This is a genomic window from Streptomyces sp. ATCC 21386 (genome assembly GCF_018728545.1).
Taxonomy (GTDB): Bacteria; Actinomycetota; Actinomycetes; order Streptomycetales; family Streptomycetaceae; genus Streptomyces.
On the sequence record NZ_JAAVVL010000001.1, the window covers coordinates 5,756,376 to 5,777,142 of the forward strand.

Sequence of the window (20,767 nt, forward strand, 5' to 3'; positions counted from 1 at the left end):
AGCCACCGGGGAACGCGCAGGTCATCGCTCGAATGACCGGAACGGGGCGGCGCATGGTCCTGGCCCGGACTACGTCATCCGTCGCGCGTGCCGGCGTCCCGGCCGGGACGCGGCGTCTGGTCGAGGTGGATCCGCACCTGGCGGTCCTCGCTCCAGAGGGCTTCGACCACGGCGTGCAGCCGCCGGACGTCGATGCGCCACATCGGTGTGCCGTAGCGGTCGTCGGGCGTGATGCCGTCCTCGGGGACGGCGGCGGCCAGCACGCTCCGGTGATCTGGCGTCCGGGCGGTTTCCTCCGTCCCGTCCGCGATCTCGTTCGCGTAGTCCACGTAGAGGGACGTGTCGCGGAACGGAACCCAGATGTGCGTGGTCCCGCGGCCACCGGTCCTGAGCGGCGCCGTCATGCCAGCACTCCGGTCGTCTGCGGGTAGAGCCGCACGTACGCCTCGCCCATGGTTCCGTGCGAGAGGCCGAGGTTGGGGCCTGCGTTGCGCTTCAGCTGTACACCGCGCCGCTTGGCGAGGTCGGTGTAGTAGTCCCACATGTGCTGCTGGGCGGCCAGGCACTCCATGGCCTTGCGCTTCTTGTCGAAGACCGACGTGATGTCCAGCAGGACGTTCGGCTTGAAGTCGCACTGCTCTGGCTGGTGCGGCTCGAAGAAGAACACCGGGGGAGCGCCGAGCGGTTCACCGGGCGCGTCATAGCCGACCGCCTGGGCGAGCACGCGTGCCTGGAGCGCCATGCGGGCGGCTGCCGGGTGGTCGCCGTTGTAGGGGTCCGTGAGGGTGTGGGTGAGGACGACCGCGGGGTCCACCTCCCGGTACACGCGCACGATGCGGTCCACCAACTCCGGGGTTTCCAGCAGCGGATAGTCCCCGGCGTCCAGGAACTCGATCTCCGCACCCAGCGCGGCCGCGGCGTTTGAGGCCTCCGTGCGGCGCAGCTCCTTGATCTCGCCGAGGCGCAGGCCGTCCCGCCAGGCACGGGCGGACTCGCCGCGCTCGCCGAAACTCAGGCACAGCACCTTCGCACGCTGACCGCGTTCGGCGGCCAGCGCGATGGCGCCGCCGGCCCGCCAGACGAAGTCGCCGGCGTGCGCGCTGACGACCAGCAGCGCACCTTCGGGCGGAGTGGGGGTGTCGAGGGTCATGAGGACTCCTTGGGATCGAGAGGGGAGAGGCGGGTCGACCCGGGCCACGCGAACTCCGTTGCCGCAGCGCGGTTTTCACATCAGGAGTGCGGGACGAAAGAGGGCGAAACTGCTGAAGTCACTATATAGTCGAGGAATTTATTGACAATAGCGCTTATGTAAGTAATTCTCCTGACACCAGCCCTGCAGCCCCCCGGAGGAGACATGCCGAACCGTCATGTCGTCGTGAGGAACATCGACCGGCCCGCCGCCGACGTCGTCGCCCGGCTCGCTGAGGCGGGGGTGTCCACCGTCCACGAGGCCATCGGCCGCCGTGGCTTCGCAGGAACCGGTCTGCGGCCGAACCAGCAGAACGTGCGCATGGCCGGCCCGGCGGTGACGGTCAGCTCCCACCCGGGGGACAACCTGATGATCCACGCCGCCGTCGAGGTCTGCCGGCCCGGGGACATCCTCGTGGTGACGACCACCTCGCCGTCCACGGACGGCATGTTCGGCGAACTGCTGGCGACCTCCCTCGCCGCGCGGGGCGTCATCGGGCTCGTCACGGCGGCCGGTGTGCGTGACACCGTCGAGCTGCGGGAGATGGGGTTCCACGTCTGGGCCCGGTCGGTGTCCGCCCAGGGCACGGTGAAGGCGTCCCCGGGATCGGTCAACGTGCCCGTGATGCTCGGTGGGGTGACCGTCTCCCCCGGTGACGTCGTGGTCGCCGACGACGACGGCGTGGTCGTGGTGCCCCTCGCCGAGGCGGAGGAGGCGGCACAGCTCGCCGAGAAGCGGATCGCCAAGGAGGCCGCCACCCGGGAAGTCCTGCGCTCCGGGACGCTGGGCGTCGACTACTACGGACTGCGAGCCAGACTTGCCGAACTGGGCGTCACCTATCAGGACTGACCGCCGATCTTCTCGACTGTCTTCTTGACCTGGACCCGTGGTGGATGGTGGCTGAGCACGGTGAGCACTTCTGTGGGTACCGGCGTCACCGATGCGATCCGGGCCGCGCTGCTGCGCGGTGACTACGTGCCGCGACAGCGCCTGATCGAGGCGGACCTCTGCGACGAGTTCGGCGCCAGCCGCTCCGGCGTCCGGTCGGTACTCCAGCAACTGCCGGTGGAGGGCCTGGTGGAGATCCAGTGCATCCGCGGCGCCCGCGTCCGGGAGAGCTCCTTCGCCGAGGCGGTCGAGGTGACGGAGGTTCGGATGGTCCTGGAAGGCATGATCGCCGCTCGCGCGGCGGCACGGGGCGACCCTGCGCAAGCCGAGGAACTGCGCGGGATCGGCGCGGACATGGCCCAGGCGGTCGCCGACGGCGAACTGATGGCCTACAGCGACCTCAACGCCTGTCTGCACCGCCGTGTGCGCGACATCGCCGGCCACGAGACGGCCAACCGGGTCATTCAACGGCTGCGGGCCCAGGCGGTCCGGCACCAGTTCATGCTCTGCCTGGTGCCGGGACGGGCTCGTGTGTCGCTGCCTCAGCAGCAGCGGATCATCGGGGCGATCGTCGCCGGCGACCCGACGGAGGCCGAAGCGGCCATGCGGGACCACGTGGCCGGCGTGGTGGAGGCGCTGTGGGCGCTCGAAGCCCGCCAGGAGCGCGTGGGCTGAAACCCGACAGGGCGGCAGAGCATGACGTACGCCGCCGCTGTCCAGGTGCCGCCGTCCCGAGGCGTGCATCTCCCGTGAACCGGCGGTGCCGCCGGGCATCCGCATGCGCGTCCCAGCGGCACCGCGGCTGCTCAGAGCGGCCTTCTCACACCCGACTGTCACGTTCCGTCGCCCGTGCCGGAGTCCCGGACCGTCTTCCTGGCCCAAGCGATTTCGAGCTTGCCGGTCGGGGTGCGCGGCAGGGAGTCCGTCAGGGCGACGCAACGCGGCACCTTGTAGCCGGCGAGGCTGAGCCGCACCCAGTCACGCAGCTCCTCGCCGGTGACGGCCGCGCCGGGCGGGACCGCCACGACGGCGGCCACCCGTTCTCCCCAGGTCTCGTCGGGGACCCCGACGACGACGCAGTCCTTCACCGCGGGATGCGAGAGCATGACGCTCTCGACTTCCTGCGGGTGCACCTTCTCCCCGCCCGTGTTGATCACAGCCGACCCGCGTCCGAGGAACCGGATCGCGCCGTCGGCCTCGATCGTGGCGAGATCGCCGGGGATCGCGTACCGCACCCCGTCGATGGTGCGGAACGTCGCCGCGCTCCTGGCGGTGTCCTTGTAGTAGCCGAGCGGCATGGGCCCGCAGTAGGCGAGGGTTCCGACCTCGTTACTGCCGGGTTCGACGAACCGGTCGTCGGGGCCGACCACTTTCGTCGCGGGCACGGGGAAGAAGCGGGCGGGCAGGTCCCGTACCGACGAGGTGATCGCGAAGGCGAAGGGACCGCCTTCACTGGACGCGATGGCGTCGATGACGGTGACGTCGGCACGCTCGTGCAGCGCCCTCTTGAGTGGGTCGCTGAGCGCGGTGCCGGAGCTGAGGATCCGGCGCACGGAGCTCAGGTCGTGCGGTGTCCCGATCCCTTCCGCGTGGGCGAGCTCATCGACGAGTGGTCGGCACACGGCGTTGCCCGCGACGATGACCGTCTCGACTCGCTGCTCGGCGACCGTGTGCCAGACGTGCTCCGGGTCGAGGCCGCCCGGCCGCGCGGTGACGGCCCGGCCGCCCACCATCAGGGCGCCCATGGTGTTGAACAGTCCGGTGGCGTGGATGAGCGGCACGACGGGCATGGTGGTCGGCGCACGGCCTTCGCCGCGGGCCTCGACCGCGACGGCCACGGCCTCGTCGAGCGTCGAGGGGAGCTCGGTGACACCGAGCGGATGGAAGATCGGGACCACCAGGGAGTGCAGCAGATCGCTCTGCCGCCACACCACGCCCTTGGGCCTGCCCGTGGTCCCGCCGGTGTACATGAAGAGCCGGTCCGAGCCGGGCCGCGCCCGCGGCTCCCGTGGTGCGTGGGCCGCCAGCAGCGCCTCCAGCTCGGGCACGTCGGGGCCGTCGGCCGGCGGATCGCCCGCCCGCACGAGCAGCTTCAGCGTGCGTACGTGGCCGGCGGCGTGCGTGACCCGGTCGGCCAGGGCACCACTGAAGACGACCGCGGCCGCGTCGGCGTCGGTGAGGAGTTCGGAGAGCTCCTCACCGGTGTAGCGGTAGTTGGCGTTCACCGGCACCGCGCCGAGCTTGAAGGCGGCGAAGACCGTCTCCAGGTAAGCGGAGCCGTTGAACAGGTAGCAGGCCACGGTGTCGCCTTCGCGCACCCCGGCCACCTCCAGCGCGGCGGCCAGCCGTGACGCGCGCTCGTCGAACTCCCGGTAGGTGATGTCACGTCCGGGCTCGGTGATGGCGACGGCATCGGGCAGGGCCCGGGAGACCGCCTCCCAGATCGTGCCGATGGACACGTCCATACCTCAGACCTCCTCGTCCTCGGGGCATGGGCAGACCGCACGGCCGGGCACGCGGCCGGGGCCGCTGTCTTGGGGGAGCAGCGATCCACGGGCGCTCTTTCCTCACGGTAGGCGGGGCGCAGCCCAAAGGAACGCGTGCAATGACTCGACCGGCTCGGCGCTTCGACGGGGCGGTCAACAGGACGAATGACGTAGACCCGCGCCGAATCCGCCGGGCTACGATGCTGTGACCGGCCAGGCGCCCCCTGCCCCGCTCACCATCGACGCGTTCTCCGGGCGCATCGCCTCCGGCACGGCGGTCCTCGACGGCAGGTCCGTCGCCCGTCGATCATGACGATGATGAGGAGATCGGTCATGTCCGCATCACCGCTCGTGGGGTGGGACGAGGTCGCCGCCGTCGCGCCGGACGGCCTGGCGGTCGTGGACTGCGGGGGCCGGTTCGTCCGCGTCAACCGCGCGGGGGCCGCGATGTGCGGCGCACGCGAGGAGGCCGACCTGCTCGGTACGACGTCCCCGTTCACGCTCGGGGAGGGGGCCAGTGGGGAGTGCCGGGCAGGGCTGCTGGAGGAGCGGTCGGACGAGAGCATCGTCCACTGGGAGCCCGCCTCCGGCACCCGGCGAGAGTTCGCCTACCGCGCCCGCGGCCTGCCGGACAACCCGAAGCTCATGGTCGTGTCGTTCCGCGACGTGACCGCCGCATGGCACCGGCAGCGCAGGATCGCGGCGATCGCCCAGACGTCGATCGCCCTTGCCTCGGAAGGCTCGCTCGGCTCGATCCTGGACTCCGTGGCCCGGCAGATCGTCCAGACCGATGGCCTGGCCGGTGTGCAGATCCTCATCCTTGACAGCACCGGCCGGGAACTGCGGCTGATGGGCTCGGCGGGGCTGCGGCACTGGGACGCGTTCCTCGACCGTCTGCTGGAGTGCCGCGACCGAGGCGCCCGGCTGTGCATGCTGGACACCCTGAAGGAGCGCAAACCGATCGTCGTCCCCCATCGCTGGGCCCAGATCCGCGAGGACCCGACCTGGGAACCGCTGCACGCCTACCTCGGCGAGCTCAACTGGGACTCCTTCGTCAGCGTTCCGCTGATGGCGCGCGGCCGTCCCGAAGGCGTGCTCAACGCGTACTTCGCGCCCGGGCAGGAGATCGGCGGCCGGACGCTGGAGTTCCTGGCCGCCATGGCGGAGCAGGCCGCGCTCGCCGTCGACTACGCCACACTGCTGCAGCGCGAGCGCGAGGGGGCCCGCCGCAACGAGCGCCAGCGCCTCGCCCGGGACCTGCACGACTCGATCGTCCAGCAGGTGTTCTCCATCGGCATGCAGGCCAACGCGGCCGCAGTGCTGGGGGCGCGTGGCGGACCGGTGCCCGCGGAGGCCGTCCAGCAGTTCGCGGACGAGATCGGGGCCCTGTCGCGGACCGTCCTCGCCGACCTGAGGGCGATGGTGCACGAACTGCGTCCGTCCTCCTCCACCCGGCTCGGCCTGGAGGACGCGGTGAGCGCGCTCGTCAAGAGCACCGAGAACCGGACCGGCCTCAGCATCCGGCTGCTGTGCGGAGCGGATCTGGACGCCGTCGAACGGGACCTGGCCGAGGATGTGTACCGGATCGTCGCGGAGGCCATCCACAACGCGGTCAAGCACGCGGAGGCCACCAGCGTCACCATCCGACTCGGCGTGCGCGACCACGCTCTGACCGCGAGCATCCGTGACGACGGTCGCGGCCTCGCGGCATCCGGTGGGCGCGGGGCCGTGCCGGAAGGGAAGGGCAGCCGGACGACCGGCTCGACCGGCGGCCAGGGCTACGGACTGACGACCATGCGGGAAAGGGCGGAGCGATGGGGCGGCACCATGAGGATCAGATCCGGGAAGAGCGGCACGGCCGTACGGGTCGTCATACCCCTCCCCGTACGGGTAACGGAGTCGCCTCCCGCGGACCCGGAGTCCCGCAGTGCCCCGACGGCGGTCCCGCTCCGGGAGCCGGCGGACCCCGTCCGATCCGGGTCCTGATCGTAGACGACCACGCCGTCGTACGCCGTGGAATCCGCGCCTACCTCGAGGTCCTGGATGACATGGAGGTGGCCGCGGAGGCCGCCGACGGTGAGGAGGCCCTCACCAGACTGGACGCGATGGCCGCGCACCGGGAACTGCCGGACGTGGTACTGATCGACCTGCTCATGCCCAAGATGGACGGGGTTACGGCGATCGGAGTGATCAAGCAGCGCCACCCCGGGCTCCGGGGCGTGGTGCTCACCAGCTTCGGTGAGATGGAACGCGTCCACGCCGCGCTCGCGCAGGGAGCCGTCGGCTACCTCCTCAAGGACGCCGAAGCGGGTGAGGTGGTCGCCGCGATCCGCGCGGCCGCCCGGGGCGAGGTGTTCCTGGATCCCGTGGTGGCCAGGGGACTCACCCAGGAGATTGTTTCGCCACCGACCGGGCTCGCCTCGCTCACCGGCCGGGAACGTGACGTCCTCGTCCTGGTCGCCGAGGGGCGGTCGAACCAGCAGATCGCCGACGAACTGGTGATCAGCGAGCGCACCGCCCGCACCCACGTGAGCAACGTGCTGCGCAAACTCCGGTTCACCTCACGGACCCAGGCCGCGCTGTTCGCGGTGCGGCAGGGGCTGGTGCGGCCACGCGGCTGACAGGGGCAGGGGTGATGCAGTGGCGGGTCGGCCGTCGTGCAGGGTGATGGCGCGGGGGTAGCGCCGTGCGCGCTCCCGTCGTTCAGATTCCAGCCCGCCACCGGTTCGGCGCCGGGCTGTGCCGCTATGGGGTCGACCCCCGTGTCGACCGCGACGGATGACCCGGGCCGACAGGGACACAGGCCGCCAGCAGGTGGCGTCAAGACTTCGCACTCAACCTCGTCTACACTCATCTCTTTCCGCACTTCTACGTGCCCAGGCATGGAGCCGAGCCCCTCTGGCACAAGGGCGACGGAAGGTCGTCGAACGGGCCACCCAACGGGTCGAGGACACCCTGCGCAACAACCTCGTGTGGTGGCACTACAGGCCCCACCACCCCAGACGAAGAAGTCAGTAGAGGACATCAACAAACTGCACGCGTTCCACGCCAAGCGATACCCGGGCAACCTCGCCCACCAGGACGACTACGTCTACACCCTCGCCTTCAGCGCCGCTTCGCTGCACCGCTTCAACCTGAAACTCGGCCTGCCCGGCTACACCGAAAAACAGAAAATCGCCGCCCACCATTTCTGGAGGGAAATGTAAACTGTTCGTCGACGAGCAGGGCAACGCAATCCTCGAGTTCCCTGCGGACTGGGACGCCATGATGGCCTTCCTGGACGACTTCGAAAACCGTCCTTGGCCCGAACATGAAGAAGGACGCCTGGTCACCCACGCGATCCTGGACCAGTTCGCCCACCGCTACTTCCCCAGGCCCTTGCACCCACTGGCTCGGGCCCTCGCCGTCTCCACCATGGAGCCCACCACCTGGCGCGTACACGCAATGGCCCCGCCTCCCGCGCCCGTGCGCGCAGTGCTGCTGAAGACAACCGGAGTCATGCTGCGGGCTGGCAAAGCCTTGGCTCCCGATCCAACGGTGAACTACCAGCAGCAACTCGAGGCCCTGGAACGTCAGGAGCGCGTAGCGTGCGGCCGCGATCCGCCGTCTCGACTCGGACTTCCCCGCCTTCTTTCCACGCCACGGCCTGCCCGCCCGAAGTACTGCCGTGGACACTGCAATTCCCGGCGAGACATCCTTCTCAGGTTGACATGCCACAACACGAGGCGGCGGCACGAAGCCGCACCGGTTAGCGTGCCGAGGGGCGGTGCTGGGTGGGAAGCATTCGAACGACGCCGGCGCTGCCGGCTGTCTCGCGCAGCTGCTGGTTTTCTACCTCCAGGACGTGTACGACCCGCACCAGCTGCTGAACGTCCGTACGCAGCCGGTCGCGCTCGGCCCGTAGGCGTGCGAGTTTCTGCTGCAGCTCGTCATTGGTCCGCTTCAGGTCGTCGACGACCTTCGGCCGGGTGTCCTGCATGCGCACCAGGGCGTAGAACAGGTCCTTCAGCCTGGTGTGCTTGTGGGTGAGCTTGTTGCGTTTGAGGCCCGCCTCCTGGGCGAGGGACTTGATCGTCAGCTGGCCGTCCGAGCGCAGAGGAGTGCCGACCAGCAGTCGGATCATCGCGTCGGTGATCGCCTCGATCTCGGTGGCATCACCGGGGCGCGACGGGCTCGCCGCCGCGGCGGCCATCGCGAGCACCCGGCCCACCGTCTCGGCGATACCTGCGGCGGCCGGCGCCGCGGGTGCTTCTGTGCTGTCGACCGGCTCGCCGAGGGTCGGAGAGTCGTCCTGGGCGGTCGTCATGTGCTGTCCTTGCCAGCCGTCCGCTCGACTGCGGTCTCATGCTGCTGAATGATCTTCTCTGTGCTCGCGCGGCAGAGCTCGAGTCGGCGCCGTATCGGGTGGGGCAGGTGTGGGTCGGCGCAGTCGGCGTCGATCTGGGCAAGCTGCTCGCGGGCCCGCTGCATGTGGGTGTCGGTGCGGGAGATGTTCGCGCAGGCGGGGTTGCAGCGGTTCCAGTTCGGGGTGCGCAGGGACGGCTTCGTGTCCTTGGCCAGGTCGGGATCGCACAGCGCCTTGTAAGGGTCGAGGTTGCAGGTCAGCAGAGCTTGCGGGTCCTCGAAGATCTGCAACCGGGGGTTGTTGCGCAGCGCCTTCATCTGGCCCTTCGTGGCGAACCCGCCCGCGTAGCGGTCGGTGAACTCGTCCGCGGCGGCGATGTAGCGGCCGGCGGCTGGCCCGCTGACCGCTTCTCCGGCGGATAGCCGGTCGCTGGCCTCCGCCAGCGCGTCGGCCAGGGCCAGGGTCTTCTCGAAGTCGAGGATCTCCAGCATGTCGGCCTTGGTGCGCCCGCCGTACGACTCGGCCAGGGAACTTCCGACATGTCCGTACTGCAGGCCGAGGGCGATGCGGCCGCCGGGACGGCGGTAGATGAACCAGGCCACGGTGCGGCGCAGGCGGCGCAGCGTGATCGGTCCGTGGGGATCGGCCGGGATCAGCTCGTGCGGGCGGGCGAGCCGGGTGGCGGTCGCGTTCGCCCAGGAGATGAACGACTTGATGCGCGCGATGAACCGGTGCGGGTTCAGCCCCTCGGCGCGAATCTCGACCGGGGCGGGCTCGAGGGTTCGGACAGTCATCGACCGAGGAAACAGCAGGCGTTGGTCGTGGAGTTGCTCCAGGACTCGCACAGCGCGGTCGACGAGTTCGATGACAGTCCAGGGCTCGGGGCGGATCTCGCCTTGGGGCAGGCTATTGCCTTCTTCATCGGTGACACCCTTGAAGTGCCGACCGGTGATGCGGTACCGGACAGGTCCGTCCTCGCGTTCCTCCTGGCTGGAGCAGCCGCGTTCGAGATGGAGGACTTCCTCGGGACGCATCCCCGAGAGGTAGCCGATAGTCAGCATTGCGGCCGTCATCAGATGGCCCGCGAGCGACTGGGCCTCGGTGAAGTCGATGGCGCTCGCCCAGACCTTGCCATCGATCCGGCCGGTCACGTCGACCGGGAGCGCCGCCCCATCGGCGACGGGCAGGCCGCAGAGGTCAGGGCCCGGCTCGAGCAGGCCCGTCTCGACCTGGTGGCGGGTCACGCCCAACTGCCCCGCGAGGTAGGAGATATTGATCAGCGGCCGCTCGCCCGCCGCGCCGGCCCGCCAGTGGTTCCCCAGGCGCTGGCCAGTATGGCCGATGTACGCCGGCAGCGTCCCGCCGCTCGCCTTCAGGTGCTGCAGGTGGGCGCGGACGAGCCTCAGCCCGTCCGCGGACGCGGCGTTGCTGGGACGGATGTTCAACTTGAGCCGGCGCCAGGCCCAGTGGGCGTCGATGATGTCCGGCGCGAAGTCAAGGACGCAGCGCAGCGCCCAGACCAGGAGCGGGGACATGGTGGCCGGGTGGATGACGACCTCCTTGTTCTCGCCTCTGTCCCGGCTGAAGTCGTCACCGAGGAAGTCGATGATGGCCGCGCCCGGGTCCTCCCATGGCGGCATCACCAGCCGGTCCTCGGGCAGCAGGTGAGGCGCGTACGCCCACACGCGGGTCAGGGCGAACAGTTGGCGCTCTCCGTGCACTCCGGTGGAGCCCTTCTCCCCCAGGTGCGCGGCGTAGTGCGCCAGCATTTCCTGGTCGACGTCGGTGAGCCGCGTGACGCCCCTGGCATCGAGCCAGCGGGCGAACTTTCGGAACCCGGTCAACGTGGTCATCAGCGTGCTGGCCGAGACCACCGCCCGCGACCTGGCGCCGAGCCGGGCATGCAGCACATCGGGGGTAGGGATGTTGATCAGCGTCCAGGCGATGCGCATGAACGAATCCCGCAGCGAGGCGGGGAAGTTGGACCACAAGAACGCCTTGGTGCTGGCAGTGTCCGTGTGCTGCAGGTGGGCCAGCTCCCACCGCAGGTCGCCGAAGTGGGAGACCTCGTCCTCCCGCACGCCGGGCCGCCGCTGCGCCGGCACCACCGGCACATCGGGGCCCGGGGCGACGAGCGGAACGTCCACGCCGACAATGGCGTCGAGGGTGAATCACGGATCGAGTCTCCTTTCCAGCAGACGGTCGACGAGATTCCGCTCGGCCCCGGTGAGCCGCGCCAGCAGCGCCGGGTGCTGCCGCGGATCGGTGTGCTGGTCGAGCAGGTCGCTCACGCGCCGGTGGTGGGCTTCCCAGTCCGCCTTCCACACGGTGGTCGGCGCCACGGACCGCAGGGACTCAAGGGCCTGGAACAGGTAGACGATCCGCGGCAGGTGACGCGCGGTCGCCACAGCGTTGGGGCACGCGAAGCACAGCAGGAAGGACACCCGGCACAGGCTCCCGCCGCTGAGCGGGCTGCGCTCGACGTCCTCGCATGCCCCCACCACCGTATCCAGGTCTCCGGAGGCCACCTGGCGAGCCACGTCCAGCGGGAGACCGGCCCGCTCGGCGATGAGCCCCGCGTCGTCGTGCCCATCCGTTCCTTGCGCGGTGATCACGCGCATCTGCACCGTGGCGCGGGCGTACCGCACCGCGTCCTCGAGCCCGGCGGCCACCACATCCCGGGAATCGGCGATGACCTGCTCGTCCCGGCGCAGGTAGTGCTGGTCCTGGACTGCCCTGGTGTTGTGGCGCGGCCGGCCGTGCAGGACCTGGGCGGTGTGCCGCAGCAACCGGCCATTCAGTCCCGTGGACAGATCGGGGAGCGCCTCGCGCGCCCAGGCGTCGATGGCGTCACGCAGCCCCACCGTGGCGTTGCTGAACATCGGGTGCCGCGCACCGCGGGACCACAACAGCAGGTCGCTGGGCCGGCCGAGCAGGGCCAGGGTCTGGCGGGCCTGCTCGGTCATGGAGATGATCTGCCGCATGGCCTCACCCGGGGAGTCCTCGCCCACGTCGACCAGGTTGCTGCTGGAGTGACGCCGCCGCGTACGCCTCGGTTTGTCGGTGTCCACCCGGTGGATGGCCGGGTGTACCTCGTCGCCGTCGGCGTTCGGCCACTGGCTCGGCACCGTCAGCTTCTCCAGGACCGACAGATTCCAGCCCTCGTGGCAGATCAGCAGGACGGCGGCCGCTGCCTTCTCGCTCACCGACGGGAACAGCTGGGTGACGGCCGGCTGCAGACTCCAGGCACCCAGTCGGCGGCGGCATTCCGCCTGTACCCAGTTGCGGACGAACCCGCTCGGGACCCGCGGCAGGTCCCCGGTTCGGGAAAGGTGATCGAGCAGCTCGCCCCACCGGGCATCCGGATGCCCGTCGAGGTTCCCGGCCCGCCAACGCTCTAGCAGCGCGAGATTGCCGCTGATCCGCCGCTCTGCACGGCGCACCGTGTGCGCGGCCGCGCTGCGCACCCGCCTCATCTCGGCGCTCGACAGACTCTTCTTCGGCCGGGCCACTACTTGGCGGCGGCGCTTGGACATCTGGGCCACCACCGCCTGCGGCACCCCTGGCGCCTGCCGCAGGAGTACGCCCATGTGCTTCGCCCGGATGTACCCGCCCGGCGCTTCCGCCCAGGCCTTCCACACCTCGGGCGTGAGCTCGGACAGCGAGCCCACTGGTGGCTCGACGGCGGCCATGGACCGCAGAAAATGCCGCACGCTGCGGTCGTAGCTGGTGCAGCTCTGCGCGCTGTCCCAGTGCGCCTTCGCCCGCCGGGCGAACGCGGCCGCCACCTCGCGCCGTAGCGTCTGCGACCCCGGCAGCATGGAGTAGTCGTACGTGCCCAGGTCCTCGCCGCCCTGCCCCACTGGCCGCACCACCAGCCCGGATTCGTCCACGAGCTCGCGCCGCCGGTAGTCGGAGGGCGGCAGCGGCGCCCGTCTCCCCGTCGGGCTCACGCGACATCCAAGACCAGACCGGTGCGGCGCGCCAAGTCGGCGAACAGCTCGCTGTTGGAGGGGTTGTCCTCGTCGTTGAGCAGGCTCTCGATCTCCAGCCCGCGCACCGGCTCGAGGTAGATCTCCCGCGTGGTCACCTCCGACCGGTGTCCCAGCAGATCCTTGACCATCGTCCACACCGTGCCGTAGGCGTCCTCGTAATCCCGGCGCTGCGCCAGCGTCAGCCCGAGCCGCCGGTCCAGCGCGTGGTGCAGCGAGACCAGGACCCGTAGGGCCATGCTGTGCCGCAGCATCTTCGGCGTCGCGTACACCTTCAGCCCGGCGCGCCCGCAGCGCTCACTGGCCCGCTCGAAGACCTTCGTCCAGCTCTTGTACGCCATCGGCATCCCGGTCTCGGTCAGCCACAGCATCGCCGGCTCCAGGCCCTCGTCGCCCTCGACGAACATTCGCATGCGCTGCCGGGCCGTCAGCTCGTCAACGTGCGCCTCGAACGTCCGGCCGTCCGGAGCCGTCCACCTCGCCCTGCGATCGCGGGTGATCTCCCGCAGCAGCAGCCGGTCCGCGACCCGGTCATAGCGTCTTCGGCGTCTGGCCCGGCGCACCACTGCGTCCCGTGTGCCCAGCCGGTACAGCTCCGTCTGCTGCAGGCTGGCGTGGCTGACGTAGTAGAAGCGCCCGGCACGCTTGGCCACCGCCTTGCCCACCCACCCCGAGTAGTACCGGCGGCCCATCCCGCTCTCCAGCGGCGGCAACTCCCATACCAGTAGCGTCCCGACCTCCCGCCGCCGCAGGCCACTGGAGTAGGTGAAGTCGGCGAACGCCACATCCCGTCCGTCGTTTCGTCCCGGCCAGCTCTCGTTCTCCAGCCCGCTCGGCAGCATCCCGCCAAGGCCCATGTCCCGCCACATCCGGTAGCCGCGTGGGGAGAGCCACTTCACGTGCGAGCTGCGGACGTCCGTCGGCGCGAGCTCCGCGACCTCGACCGTGCCGCCGTCCGGTGTGGTCACCGTGTGCGTGAGCACGGGGGACGCCTGCATGAAGCCCAGCCCGACGGCGATCTTGTAGAACAAGCCGAGCGCGGCCAGCTCCCGTGCCCACCTCGCCCCGCCGATGGGAGACGGGTTCCCCTCGCCGCGCAGCCGCCAGTCCTCCCAGTCCTCTAGTAAGTCCGCCGTCGCCTCGTCCCAACGAAGTCCGCGGCGCCACAAGTAGGTGAAGAACAGCCGATAGTCCGGTGCGTACGTCTCCTTGGTGCCCTCAGCCTTCCGGGCGAAGTCCCGATGCCGGAAGATCGCGCTCAACCGGGGATCGACGCGGCCGTCCGGTGCGAGAAGGATCGGCTGTCCGGGCCGGATCCCGAGCGATCGCTCCCGTTCGGCCAAGTCGTCCCACGTGCCCAGCGCATCGTCTCGACCGCCATCCGGGGAACCGCCGACTCCGGTCCAGAACAGACGCCACTCATCCACAACTCAGCTCACTCCGTGCGCAACACAACCTGCCACAACACGGGGACCGTACACAGAAGCTCGAATCCCCTGGCCAGCAGGACCTGGTGGGCCGCCTCCAGCCGCGGCACATGCAGGACGTGATCGCCGACATCTCGCTGTTCAGGCCCGGCCCCGTACAGGGTGGCATGCCTGCGATTTTCATCGCGGCACGCCACGGAGCCGCACCGCAGTACGCGCACCCGGACCTGGAGCCGATCCTCAACGACACCTACGGCGTGGTGATCTGGCACGAGCAGATCATCGCGATCCTCGCCCGAATGACCGGCTGCGACCGCGCCGCCGGCGACATCGCCCGCCGCGCCCTCGCCGACCCGGACCGGCTGCCCCGGGTGGAGGCGTGGTTCCGCCGTACGGCCGGTCAGCGCGGATACAGCAAGACCGTGCTGGACGAGGTGTGGGAGACCGTCGCTTCGTTCGGCGCGTACGGCTTCTGCCGCGCGCACGCCGTCGCCTTTGCCGTTCCCGCCCTCCAGTCCGCCTTCCTCAAAGCCCATCACCCCGCCGCCCTGTACGCCGGCCTGCTGGAGCACGATCCGGGCATGTGGCCGCGCCGCGTCATCGTCGCCGACGCCCGCCGCCACGACGTGCCCGTCCTGCCCGTCGACGTCAACCACTCCCGCCCGCAGCACAGCGTCGAACCAACCGAGCAGGGCTTCGGCGTACGACTCGCCTTCTCCACGGTCAAGGGCATCAGCGAGCACGAGGTCGCCCGCCTCGCCGCAGGCCAGCCCTACAACAGCCTGCAGGACCTGTGGCAACGCGCCCGACCCTCTCTGCCGATCGCGCAGCGTCTGATCCGCATCGGTGCCCTGGACGCCCTCGCCGCCGACCTGACCCGCCGGCACCTGCTGCTGCAGGCCACCGAACTGCACCGGCAGTACGCCCGCGCCGCCACCGACGGACAGCTCCCGCTCGGCGGCGAACTCGTCACCGCCGAACCCAGCGGCCTGCCCGAGATGACCCGACGCGACAAGCTCAACGCCGAACTGGACGCCCTGTCCATCGACGTCAGCCACCACCTGATGGAGCACCACCACCGCCTGCTGCGCGAGCTCGGCGCCACCGACGCCGCTCACCTCCGCACGATGACCCCCGGCCAGAAGGTACTCGTGGCCGGCGTACGCGCCTCCACCCAGACCCCGCCGATCCCGTCCGGCAAGCGCGTCATCTTCGTCACCCTCGAAGACGGCTCCGGACTCGTCGACATCGCCTTCTTCGAAGACAGCCACGAGCAGGTCGCCCACACCGTGTTCCATTCCGGGATGCTCCTGGTCCGCGGCACCGTCGAAGCACGCGGACCACGCCGCACCGTCGTCGGCGAGAGGGTGTGGGACCTCGAAGAGGTCGCCGCCGCCCGCCGCGACCACGGCCCCCAGGCCGCCCTCGATCTCCTCGGGCGCACCACGCCCGCCCCCACGCCGGCCCAACCCGCCGCACCGGCACGGACCCTCACCGACGGCACCGCCGGGGCCCGCCTCCACCCGTACGCCGACCTCCAGCCCGCCGGCAGCCGATCCGCCGATCTGCGTCGTCTCGGACACCGAAGCCAGGGAAGCGCAGGGTGACCATGGGCGAACAGCACATCCTCCACGTCCACTTCGAGCTTGAGCCCGGCCACGACCCCGAAGTCCTCCAGCGGCTGCGCCGCCTCCTGGAGGACTTCACCCCGCGCGTGCAGATGCTGGAACCAGACAGCGCCGTACTGGACCTCACCGGTGCCCTCAAGTTCTGGGGCGCGACGCCCGCGGCATCACCGAACTCATCCAGCTGCGCGCCCTGGCCTATTTCGGGGTCCGCAGCGCGGCCACGGTCGCCCCCAACCCAAGCCAACGGGTTCGCGGATTCCTGGAGGGGAAATCCAGGGAACCCGAGGGTGGCTGAGCTCCTGGAGGCAGAGTAGCCCGCGGGTTCCGGGCTTCCAACTGGCCTGGACAGCGTGAGCTGGCTCCCTGCCGCCAGTGGGTTTCGGCCCCACTTAGCGATCATTCGGGCATGATCTGTAAGTGTGATTCGACCCCACCCTCGCGGTTCGGTGTGCAGTGCTGGGGTCGGTCATGCCAGATGGGGAGACGTCGGTGATGGGGAGATGCGTGTGATCGTCTGGGTGAACGGTGCGTTCGGCAGCGGGAAGAGCACGCTGGTCGATGAACCTTCGTTCGCGGTGGCCCCGCAGCGCTGGTCTATGACCCGGAGATGGTCGGTTATGTGCTGCGCGAGATCGTGACTGTTCCGACCGGCGACTTCCAGGATCTGCGGTTGCGGCGGCGGCAGGTCGCGCATCTGGTGGGCGGAGGAGATACGCGTGATAGCCGCCGCTTCGTAGCAGAGCGTGACGCTCGAATACGGTGAGTGTGCGTACGCTCCGTGAGCCGACCCTGGCCCCGCTACCGGGATCCTCGCTGTTTATGGTGGCCGCTGTCAGTCGGTCGGGCGGGCGTGGGGACGGGTGATGTGGCGTCGCTGGAGCGGACGGCGTATCCGAGGTTCAAGAGGCTGATCTCGGAACGGGAGTTGCGGGAGTTCTTCACGCCGTCGGCGGAGGATGGGGTCTGTACGGTGGTCGGCGTAGGCCCGGGCGATCGGGTACTCGCGCATGTAGCCGTAGCCGCCGTGCAGTTGGAGGCAGCGGTTGATGACGCGGTTCTGCAGTTCGGTGGCCCACCACTTCGCCTTGGCGGCGTCGATGGCGGTCAGCGTGCCCGTGTTGAGGGCGAGTACACACTGGTCCAGGTAGGCACGGGGGCGGTGCCGACTGATGCGGACACGGATTCGGACATGCTGAAACTCCATTCGGCTGGGGCGATGGGGGTGGCAAGACCTGCCGTCGCGCCGGGGGTGACTCGGCCGTCAAGGAGGCTGCCGCTCTTCCGAGCCGGACATCCGGGGCCCTTGAATCAGAGATGACTGGGAGTCAACTCACGTGGACGTTCGGATTCCATGTGGTCGATATTCCGGAAGGGGTCATCTGTCCCAAAGATGGCCTCAGCAGAGGGCCGGGGCTTCACGCGAGGGGTGGTAGTGATTGCAGTCTTCCGACCGGTTGTCCGAGCGACCTGGTTGAGGAGCGTGGGGTCTGGGCGATTCCTTGGGTTCCGAAGGCGGGCACGCCCTCCAGCAGCCGGCTCGGCCTCCACGGTCCGAGGGCGGACCGTAGCGGCGATGCCCGCCTTCGTGGTGGCCGGCGTCCGAGAGGGGCACCCGGCTGCCGAACGTCAGAGCACTACGTCGAGTCGGGCCGGGCGTCGGATCATGACGAGGCCCTCAGGCGGCTCGCGGTGGTAGCCGGGAGCGAGACGCAGGTCGGGGAAGCGGTCCAGCAACTGCTCCAGGACGACGCGGGCCTGCAGTCGGGCCAGTGGCGCGCCGAGGCAGGTGTGGATGCCGTAGCCGAAGGTCATGGTGGTGGCCTGCCCCGCGGGCCGGTCGAGCGAGTAGTCCGCGGCGTCGGCGCCCCAGGCCCGTTCGTCCCAGTTGGCGGACTGGAGGCTGACGGCGAGGCGATCGCCGGGCTTGACGGGACAGCCGGAGATCTCCCGTTCCTCCGTCACCGTACGCAGCACGTACTGCAGCGGCGCGTCGTGGCGCAGTGACTCCTCGATCGCGGCGGGGACGAGCGACCGGTCGGCGAGGAGGCGTTCCCAGCGGGTGCGGTCGACGAGCAGTTCGTGGAGCAGGTTGGTGATCAGGCTCGCGGTGGTGTCCGTGCCGGCCAGGATCAGCTGGAAGGAGTGGATGACGGCCTCGATGGGGGTGAGCGGTGGCTCGCCGTCGGCGGGGTGCGCGAGACCGTCCAGGACGTCCGCCCCGGTGGACGGGGCGGCGGCGCGGGCGGCGAGCTGCTCTCCGAGGTAGCCGGTGAGGGCCCCGAACTCCGGCATGTCGGTGCGGAGTTCGGGGAGGATGTCGTCGATGGCATCGGCCCACTGGTGCAGACGCTCCCAGTCCTGCTCCGGCAGACCGAGGAAGGCGTACACCACCCGGGTCGGGATCTGACGGGCCAGGTCGGTGTAGATCTCGGCCTTCTGGCCGGGCTGCCAGGTATCCAGGACGCCGGCCACGATCTCGCGGACGCGCGGTTCCTGCGCGCGGAGCTTGGCCGGAGCGAACCAGCGTCTGAGGCGCCCGCGCAGTGCCGTGTGGTAGGGCGGGTCCGCCATGGTGATTGGGATGGCGGGGAGGTCGGCCGTCCTGGTGCCGCCTTCGAGGGAGAAGTTGTCGACCGACGAGTAGGCCTCGTGGTCGGTGAGCACGTCCCGTACGTGCTCGTGGCGGGCGAGGAAGTGCACGCCGGGGCGAGGTTGGGACACCGGGCAGCGGTCACGGGCTTCGGCGAGCCGGGCCGCGGGATCGGCGTGGTGGGCTGGATCGATCGGATCGTAGGGGGCGTTGTGCGGATGAGCCATGGTGTCGTCCTTAGGTACGGGCTGGGGCAGGGGCGGGTGCTCCGGCGCCGAGCCGCTTGAGTTTGATGACGGGGAGGCGGTGATTGACGGCGACGGCTGTGGCCGAGCCCCCGTCGGGATGCCATCTCAGGAGCGCACTGCGGTCGTTCACTGACCCGGCGAGGATGTCGGGGGTCCCGGTGAGCGGCAATTCGCCGCTGATCTTGATGTCGAGCCCGCACTGCTCGGTCCAGAAGTACGGGTCCGGTCGGTACGGCCGCGCAGACGCACCCTGCAACAGGCCGGCCGCGGCTGCCCGGCCCTGCTCGACAGCGTTGGTCCAGTGAGGAGTTCGGCGTCCCTGCCGCGACACGACGTCCCCGGCGGCGACGACCCCGGGGGCGACGCGGCAGCACGCGTCGGCGATCAGGCCGCCGTCGGCGTCCAGGGGAAGGCCGGAGTCCTTCAGCCATTCGGTGTTCGGTACGTCGCCCACCGCGCACACGATCACGTCGGCCTCCAGGACCGACTCGCCGCAGCGGACGCGGTGTTCGCCCATCATGGTGACGCCGTCCGGCGCGACGCGGATACGTATGCCGCGGTCCCGTGCCGCCTCGGCGGCGAGATCGGCCAGCCACGGCCCGAGCAGCCTCAGCAGGGGCGGGACGAGGTCGACCACGGTGACCTCCAAGCCGAGTGCGCGGCAGGTCGAGGCGACCTCCATGCCGAGGAAGCCGCCACCCAGCACGATCGCGCTGCGGGCGGTGGCCAGCCGGGAGGCGAGGGCCTCGGCGTCGTCCAGAGTGCGCACCACCAGGTCGGCATCGCCGGTCAGGCGGCGGGCCCGGGCCCCGGTGGCGACGACCAGCCCGTCGTACGACACCTCGGTGCCGTCGTCCAGCGTCACCGCACGGTTGCGGGCGTCCAGCCGTACGGCCCGCGCCCCGGTACGGAACTCGATGTCCTCGCCCGGCGCGGGAAGCAGGGCGGATTCCGCGGGTTCGCGGCCGGCAAGGACGCCCTTGGACAGCGGGACGCGGGAGTAGGGCTGGTGGGGTTCTTCGGACAGGACGGTCACCTGTCCGTCGAAGCCCTCGGCCCGCAGGCTCTCCGCCGCCGTCAGCGCGGCGATGGACCCGCCGACGACAACGATCCGCTTCACGGCCGGACCCTCAGCGCCGCGACGGGGCACACCCGCACCGCGGCGGCGACGGCCCTTTCGTCCTCCGGGGCCACCTCCTCGTGAGTCAGCTGCAGCTCGCCCTCGTCGTCGAGCCGGAAGACCTCGGGCGCGGTCTGCTCACACAGTCCGTGGCCCTCGCAACGGTCGAAGTCCACCACGATCCTGGACATCTCACTTACTGCCTTTCTGTGCGTACCGTGACGGGCAGCGAAGCCATGCCCCAGATGACGTTGTTGAGCTTGCGGACCGGCTCGCCCGCGAGCTCGATCGACGACACCCGCCATACCAGCGCGCCGAGCACCGCGTGCGCCTCCAGCCGGGCGGGCCAGGCCCTGGCCGGCGCAGCCGTGCACGCCGTAGCCGAGGGCGACGTGGTCGACCGGGTTGCGGCGGACAAGGAACTCCTCCGGGCATTCCCACTTGCGCTCGTCCCGGTTGGCCGAGGCGAACGACAGCAGGACCCTGCTGTCGGCCGGGATGGTGATGCCCTCGATGTCCACCAGCTGGGTGGTGCGCCGGAAGAAGCCCTGTGCGGGGGACTCCAGCCGCAGTGACTCCTCGCGTGGTCGGCCAGAGCCGCGCGGACGTGGTCGTAGCGGGGGAGGACCCAGGCGTCGTAGACGGTCAGCCGTACCGCGGGGCCGGCTTCCCGGAGCTGGCGGAGCGCGGGGTACGGGTCGTGCAGCACGTCGTCGGCGAACAGGCCGACGTCGGAGGTGGGCAGAGGCAAGGTCGCATGCATCGACAACTCTCCTTCGAGTTGCTCGGGCCACGACGGAGCTCCGGAGGTGGGAGAGGACCTGCGCTGTCGGCACGAGGGCGTGGGAAGCGAA

18 protein-coding genes and 2 pseudogenes are annotated in these 20,767 nt (G+C 70.1%); 6 read left to right on the plus strand and 14 right to left on the minus strand.

What is annotated here, in order from left to right; translation table 11 throughout:
* Positions 1-74: 74 nt before the first annotated feature.
* Together GWK25_RS24715 and GWK25_RS24720 are read right to left on the minus strand one after the other, a co-directional pair.
* A complete protein-coding gene (locus GWK25_RS24715; RefSeq protein WP_215453059.1) occupies positions 75-404 on the minus strand; it encodes a hypothetical protein in 330 nt (109 codons plus the stop codon).
* Entirely contained in the window at positions 401-1,150 is a 750-nt protein-coding gene (locus tag GWK25_RS24720; protein WP_215453061.1) for a PIG-L deacetylase family protein, read from the minus strand. The genes GWK25_RS24715 and GWK25_RS24720 overlap by 4 nt, the downstream gene beginning before the upstream one ends.
* A 204-nt stretch (positions 1,151-1,354) precedes the next feature.
* Here GWK25_RS24720 and GWK25_RS24725 point away from each other — a divergent pair, with 204 nt between their 5' ends.
* Entirely contained in the window at positions 1,355-2,038 is a 684-nt protein-coding gene (locus GWK25_RS24725) for a 4-carboxy-4-hydroxy-2-oxoadipate aldolase/oxaloacetate decarboxylase (RefSeq protein WP_215453063.1), read from the plus strand.
* Between the two features lie 60 nt (positions 2,039-2,098).
* Complete coding sequence (locus tag GWK25_RS24730) at positions 2,099-2,752, plus strand: GntR family transcriptional regulator (RefSeq protein WP_308404308.1); 654 nt, start codon at positions 2,099-2,101, stop codon at positions 2,750-2,752.
* A gap of 158 nt (positions 2,753-2,910) precedes the next feature.
* On the opposite strand, the gene GWK25_RS24735 is transcribed toward GWK25_RS24730, so the two are convergent.
* On the minus strand, positions 2,911-4,542 hold the full coding sequence (locus GWK25_RS24735) for an AMP-binding protein (RefSeq protein ID WP_215453064.1): 1,632 nt from the start codon (positions 4,540-4,542) through the stop codon (positions 2,911-2,913).
* A 354-nt stretch (positions 4,543-4,896) separates the two neighbouring features.
* Between GWK25_RS24735 and GWK25_RS24740 the strand changes: the two genes are divergently transcribed.
* The 3 genes from GWK25_RS24740 to GWK25_RS24750 all read left to right on the plus strand — a co-directional run bounded on the left by GWK25_RS24740 (position 4,897) and on the right by GWK25_RS24750 (position 7,769).
* On the plus strand, positions 4,897-6,549 hold the full coding sequence (locus GWK25_RS24740; protein WP_251829022.1) for an ATP-binding protein: 1,653 nt from the start codon (positions 4,897-4,899) through the stop codon (positions 6,547-6,549).
* On the plus strand, positions 6,537-7,184 hold the full coding sequence (locus GWK25_RS24745; protein ID WP_308404494.1) for a response regulator transcription factor: 648 nt from the start codon (positions 6,537-6,539) through the stop codon (positions 7,182-7,184). Before GWK25_RS24740 ends, GWK25_RS24745 begins: the two co-directional genes overlap by 13 nt.
* A 354-nt stretch (positions 7,185-7,538) precedes the next feature.
* Positions 7,539-7,769, plus strand: coding sequence for a hypothetical protein (locus GWK25_RS24750; RefSeq protein ID WP_215453066.1), 231 nt, complete (start codon positions 7,539-7,541; stop codon positions 7,767-7,769).
* A gap of 542 nt (positions 7,770-8,311) precedes the next feature.
* Here GWK25_RS24750 and GWK25_RS24755 read toward each other — a convergent pair.
* The 4 genes from GWK25_RS24755 to GWK25_RS24770 are packed head-to-tail and all read right to left on the minus strand — an operon-like array spanning position 8,312 to position 14,162.
* Positions 8,312-8,869: a hypothetical protein gene (locus GWK25_RS24755; protein ID WP_215453067.1), complete on the minus strand. Its 558-nt coding sequence runs from the start codon at positions 8,867-8,869 to the stop codon at positions 8,312-8,314.
* A complete protein-coding gene (locus tag GWK25_RS24760; RefSeq protein ID WP_215453069.1) occupies positions 8,866-11,055 on the minus strand; it encodes a hypothetical protein in 2,190 nt (729 codons plus the stop codon). Before GWK25_RS24760 ends, GWK25_RS24755 begins: the two co-directional genes overlap by 4 nt.
* A 24-nt stretch (positions 11,056-11,079) precedes the next feature.
* The gene (locus tag GWK25_RS24765; RefSeq protein ID WP_215453071.1) at positions 11,080-12,861 is read right to left on the minus strand and encodes a hypothetical protein; all 1,782 of its coding nucleotides are present in this window, start codon (positions 12,859-12,861) and stop codon (positions 11,080-11,082) included.
* The gene (locus GWK25_RS24770; protein ID WP_215453072.1) at positions 12,858-14,162 is read right to left on the minus strand and encodes an integrase; all 1,305 of its coding nucleotides are present in this window, start codon (positions 14,160-14,162) and stop codon (positions 12,858-12,860) included. Before GWK25_RS24770 ends, GWK25_RS24765 begins: the two co-directional genes overlap by 4 nt.
* Before the next feature lie 221 nt (positions 14,163-14,383).
* Between GWK25_RS24770 and GWK25_RS24775 the strand changes: the two are divergent.
* Positions 14,384-15,934 (plus strand): annotated as a pseudogene (locus GWK25_RS24775) (OB-fold nucleic acid binding domain-containing protein); the annotation flags it as partial.
* Positions 15,935-16,421: 487 nt separating this feature from the next.
* Here GWK25_RS24775 and GWK25_RS44570 read toward each other — a convergent pair.
* The 7 genes and pseudogenes from GWK25_RS44570 to GWK25_RS44330 all read right to left on the minus strand — a co-directional run.
* On the minus strand, positions 16,422-16,649 hold the full coding sequence (locus GWK25_RS44570; RefSeq protein ID WP_215453073.1) for a hypothetical protein: 228 nt from the start codon (positions 16,647-16,649) through the stop codon (positions 16,422-16,424).
* Between the two features lie 138 nt (positions 16,650-16,787).
* The gene (locus tag GWK25_RS24785; protein WP_215453074.1) at positions 16,788-17,159 is read right to left on the minus strand and encodes an acyl-CoA dehydrogenase family protein; all 372 of its coding nucleotides are present in this window, start codon (positions 17,157-17,159) and stop codon (positions 16,788-16,790) included.
* Between the two features lie 422 nt (positions 17,160-17,581).
* On the minus strand, positions 17,582-18,772 hold the full coding sequence (locus tag GWK25_RS24790) for a cytochrome P450 (protein ID WP_251829023.1): 1,191 nt from the start codon (positions 18,770-18,772) through the stop codon (positions 17,582-17,584).
* A gap of 10 nt (positions 18,773-18,782) precedes the next feature.
* Positions 18,783-19,913, minus strand: coding sequence for an NAD(P)/FAD-dependent oxidoreductase (locus tag GWK25_RS24795; protein ID WP_215453075.1), 1,131 nt, complete (start codon positions 19,911-19,913; stop codon positions 18,783-18,785).
* Entirely contained in the window at positions 19,910-20,104 is a 195-nt protein-coding gene (locus tag GWK25_RS24800) for a ferredoxin (RefSeq protein ID WP_215453077.1), read from the minus strand. The genes GWK25_RS24795 and GWK25_RS24800 overlap by 4 nt, the downstream gene beginning before the upstream one ends.
* 5 nt (positions 20,105-20,109) lie before the next feature.
* Complete coding sequence (locus GWK25_RS43715; protein WP_251830815.1) at positions 20,110-20,331, minus strand: hypothetical protein; 222 nt, start codon at positions 20,329-20,331, stop codon at positions 20,110-20,112.
* Positions 20,315-20,749 (minus strand): annotated as a pseudogene (locus tag GWK25_RS44330) (cytochrome P450); the annotation flags it as partial. The gene GWK25_RS43715 and the pseudogene GWK25_RS44330, both read right to left, overlap by 17 nt.
* Positions 20,750-20,767 lie beyond the last annotated feature (18 nt).

Excerpts from the sequence above, each read along its gene's own strand:
- GWK25_RS24715 (WP_215453059.1), bottom strand. The coding sequence starts at position 404 with ATGACGGCGCCGCTCAGGACCGGTGGCCGCGGGACCACGCACATCTGG.
- GWK25_RS24720 (WP_215453061.1), bottom strand. The coding sequence starts at position 1,150 with ATGACCCTCGACACCCCCACTCCGCCCGAAGGTGCGCTGCTGGTCGTC.
- GWK25_RS24725 (WP_215453063.1), top strand. The coding sequence starts at position 1,355 with ATGCCGAACCGTCATGTCGTCGTGAGGAACATCGACCGGCCCGCCGCC.
- GWK25_RS24735 (WP_215453064.1), bottom strand. The coding sequence starts at position 4,542 with ATGGACGTGTCCATCGGCACGATCTGGGAGGCGGTCTCCCGGGCCCTG.
- GWK25_RS24740 (WP_251829022.1), top strand. The coding sequence starts at position 4,897 with ATGTCCGCATCACCGCTCGTGGGGTGGGACGAGGTCGCCGCCGTCGCG.
- GWK25_RS24755 (WP_215453067.1), bottom strand. The coding sequence starts at position 8,869 with ATGACGACCGCCCAGGACGACTCTCCGACCCTCGGCGAGCCGGTCGAC.
- GWK25_RS44570 (WP_215453073.1), bottom strand. The coding sequence starts at position 16,649 with ATGCGCGACCTGCCGCCGCCGCAACCGCAGATCCTGGAAGTCGCCGGT.
- GWK25_RS24785 (WP_215453074.1), bottom strand. The coding sequence starts at position 17,159 with ATGGAGTTTCAGCATGTCCGAATCCGTGTCCGCATCAGTCGGCACCGC.
- GWK25_RS24790 (WP_251829023.1), bottom strand. The coding sequence starts at position 18,772 with ATGGCTCATCCGCACAACGCCCCCTACGATCCGATCGATCCAGCCCAC.
- GWK25_RS24800 (WP_215453077.1), bottom strand. The coding sequence starts at position 20,104 with ATGTCCAGGATCGTGGTGGACTTCGACCGTTGCGAGGGCCACGGACTG.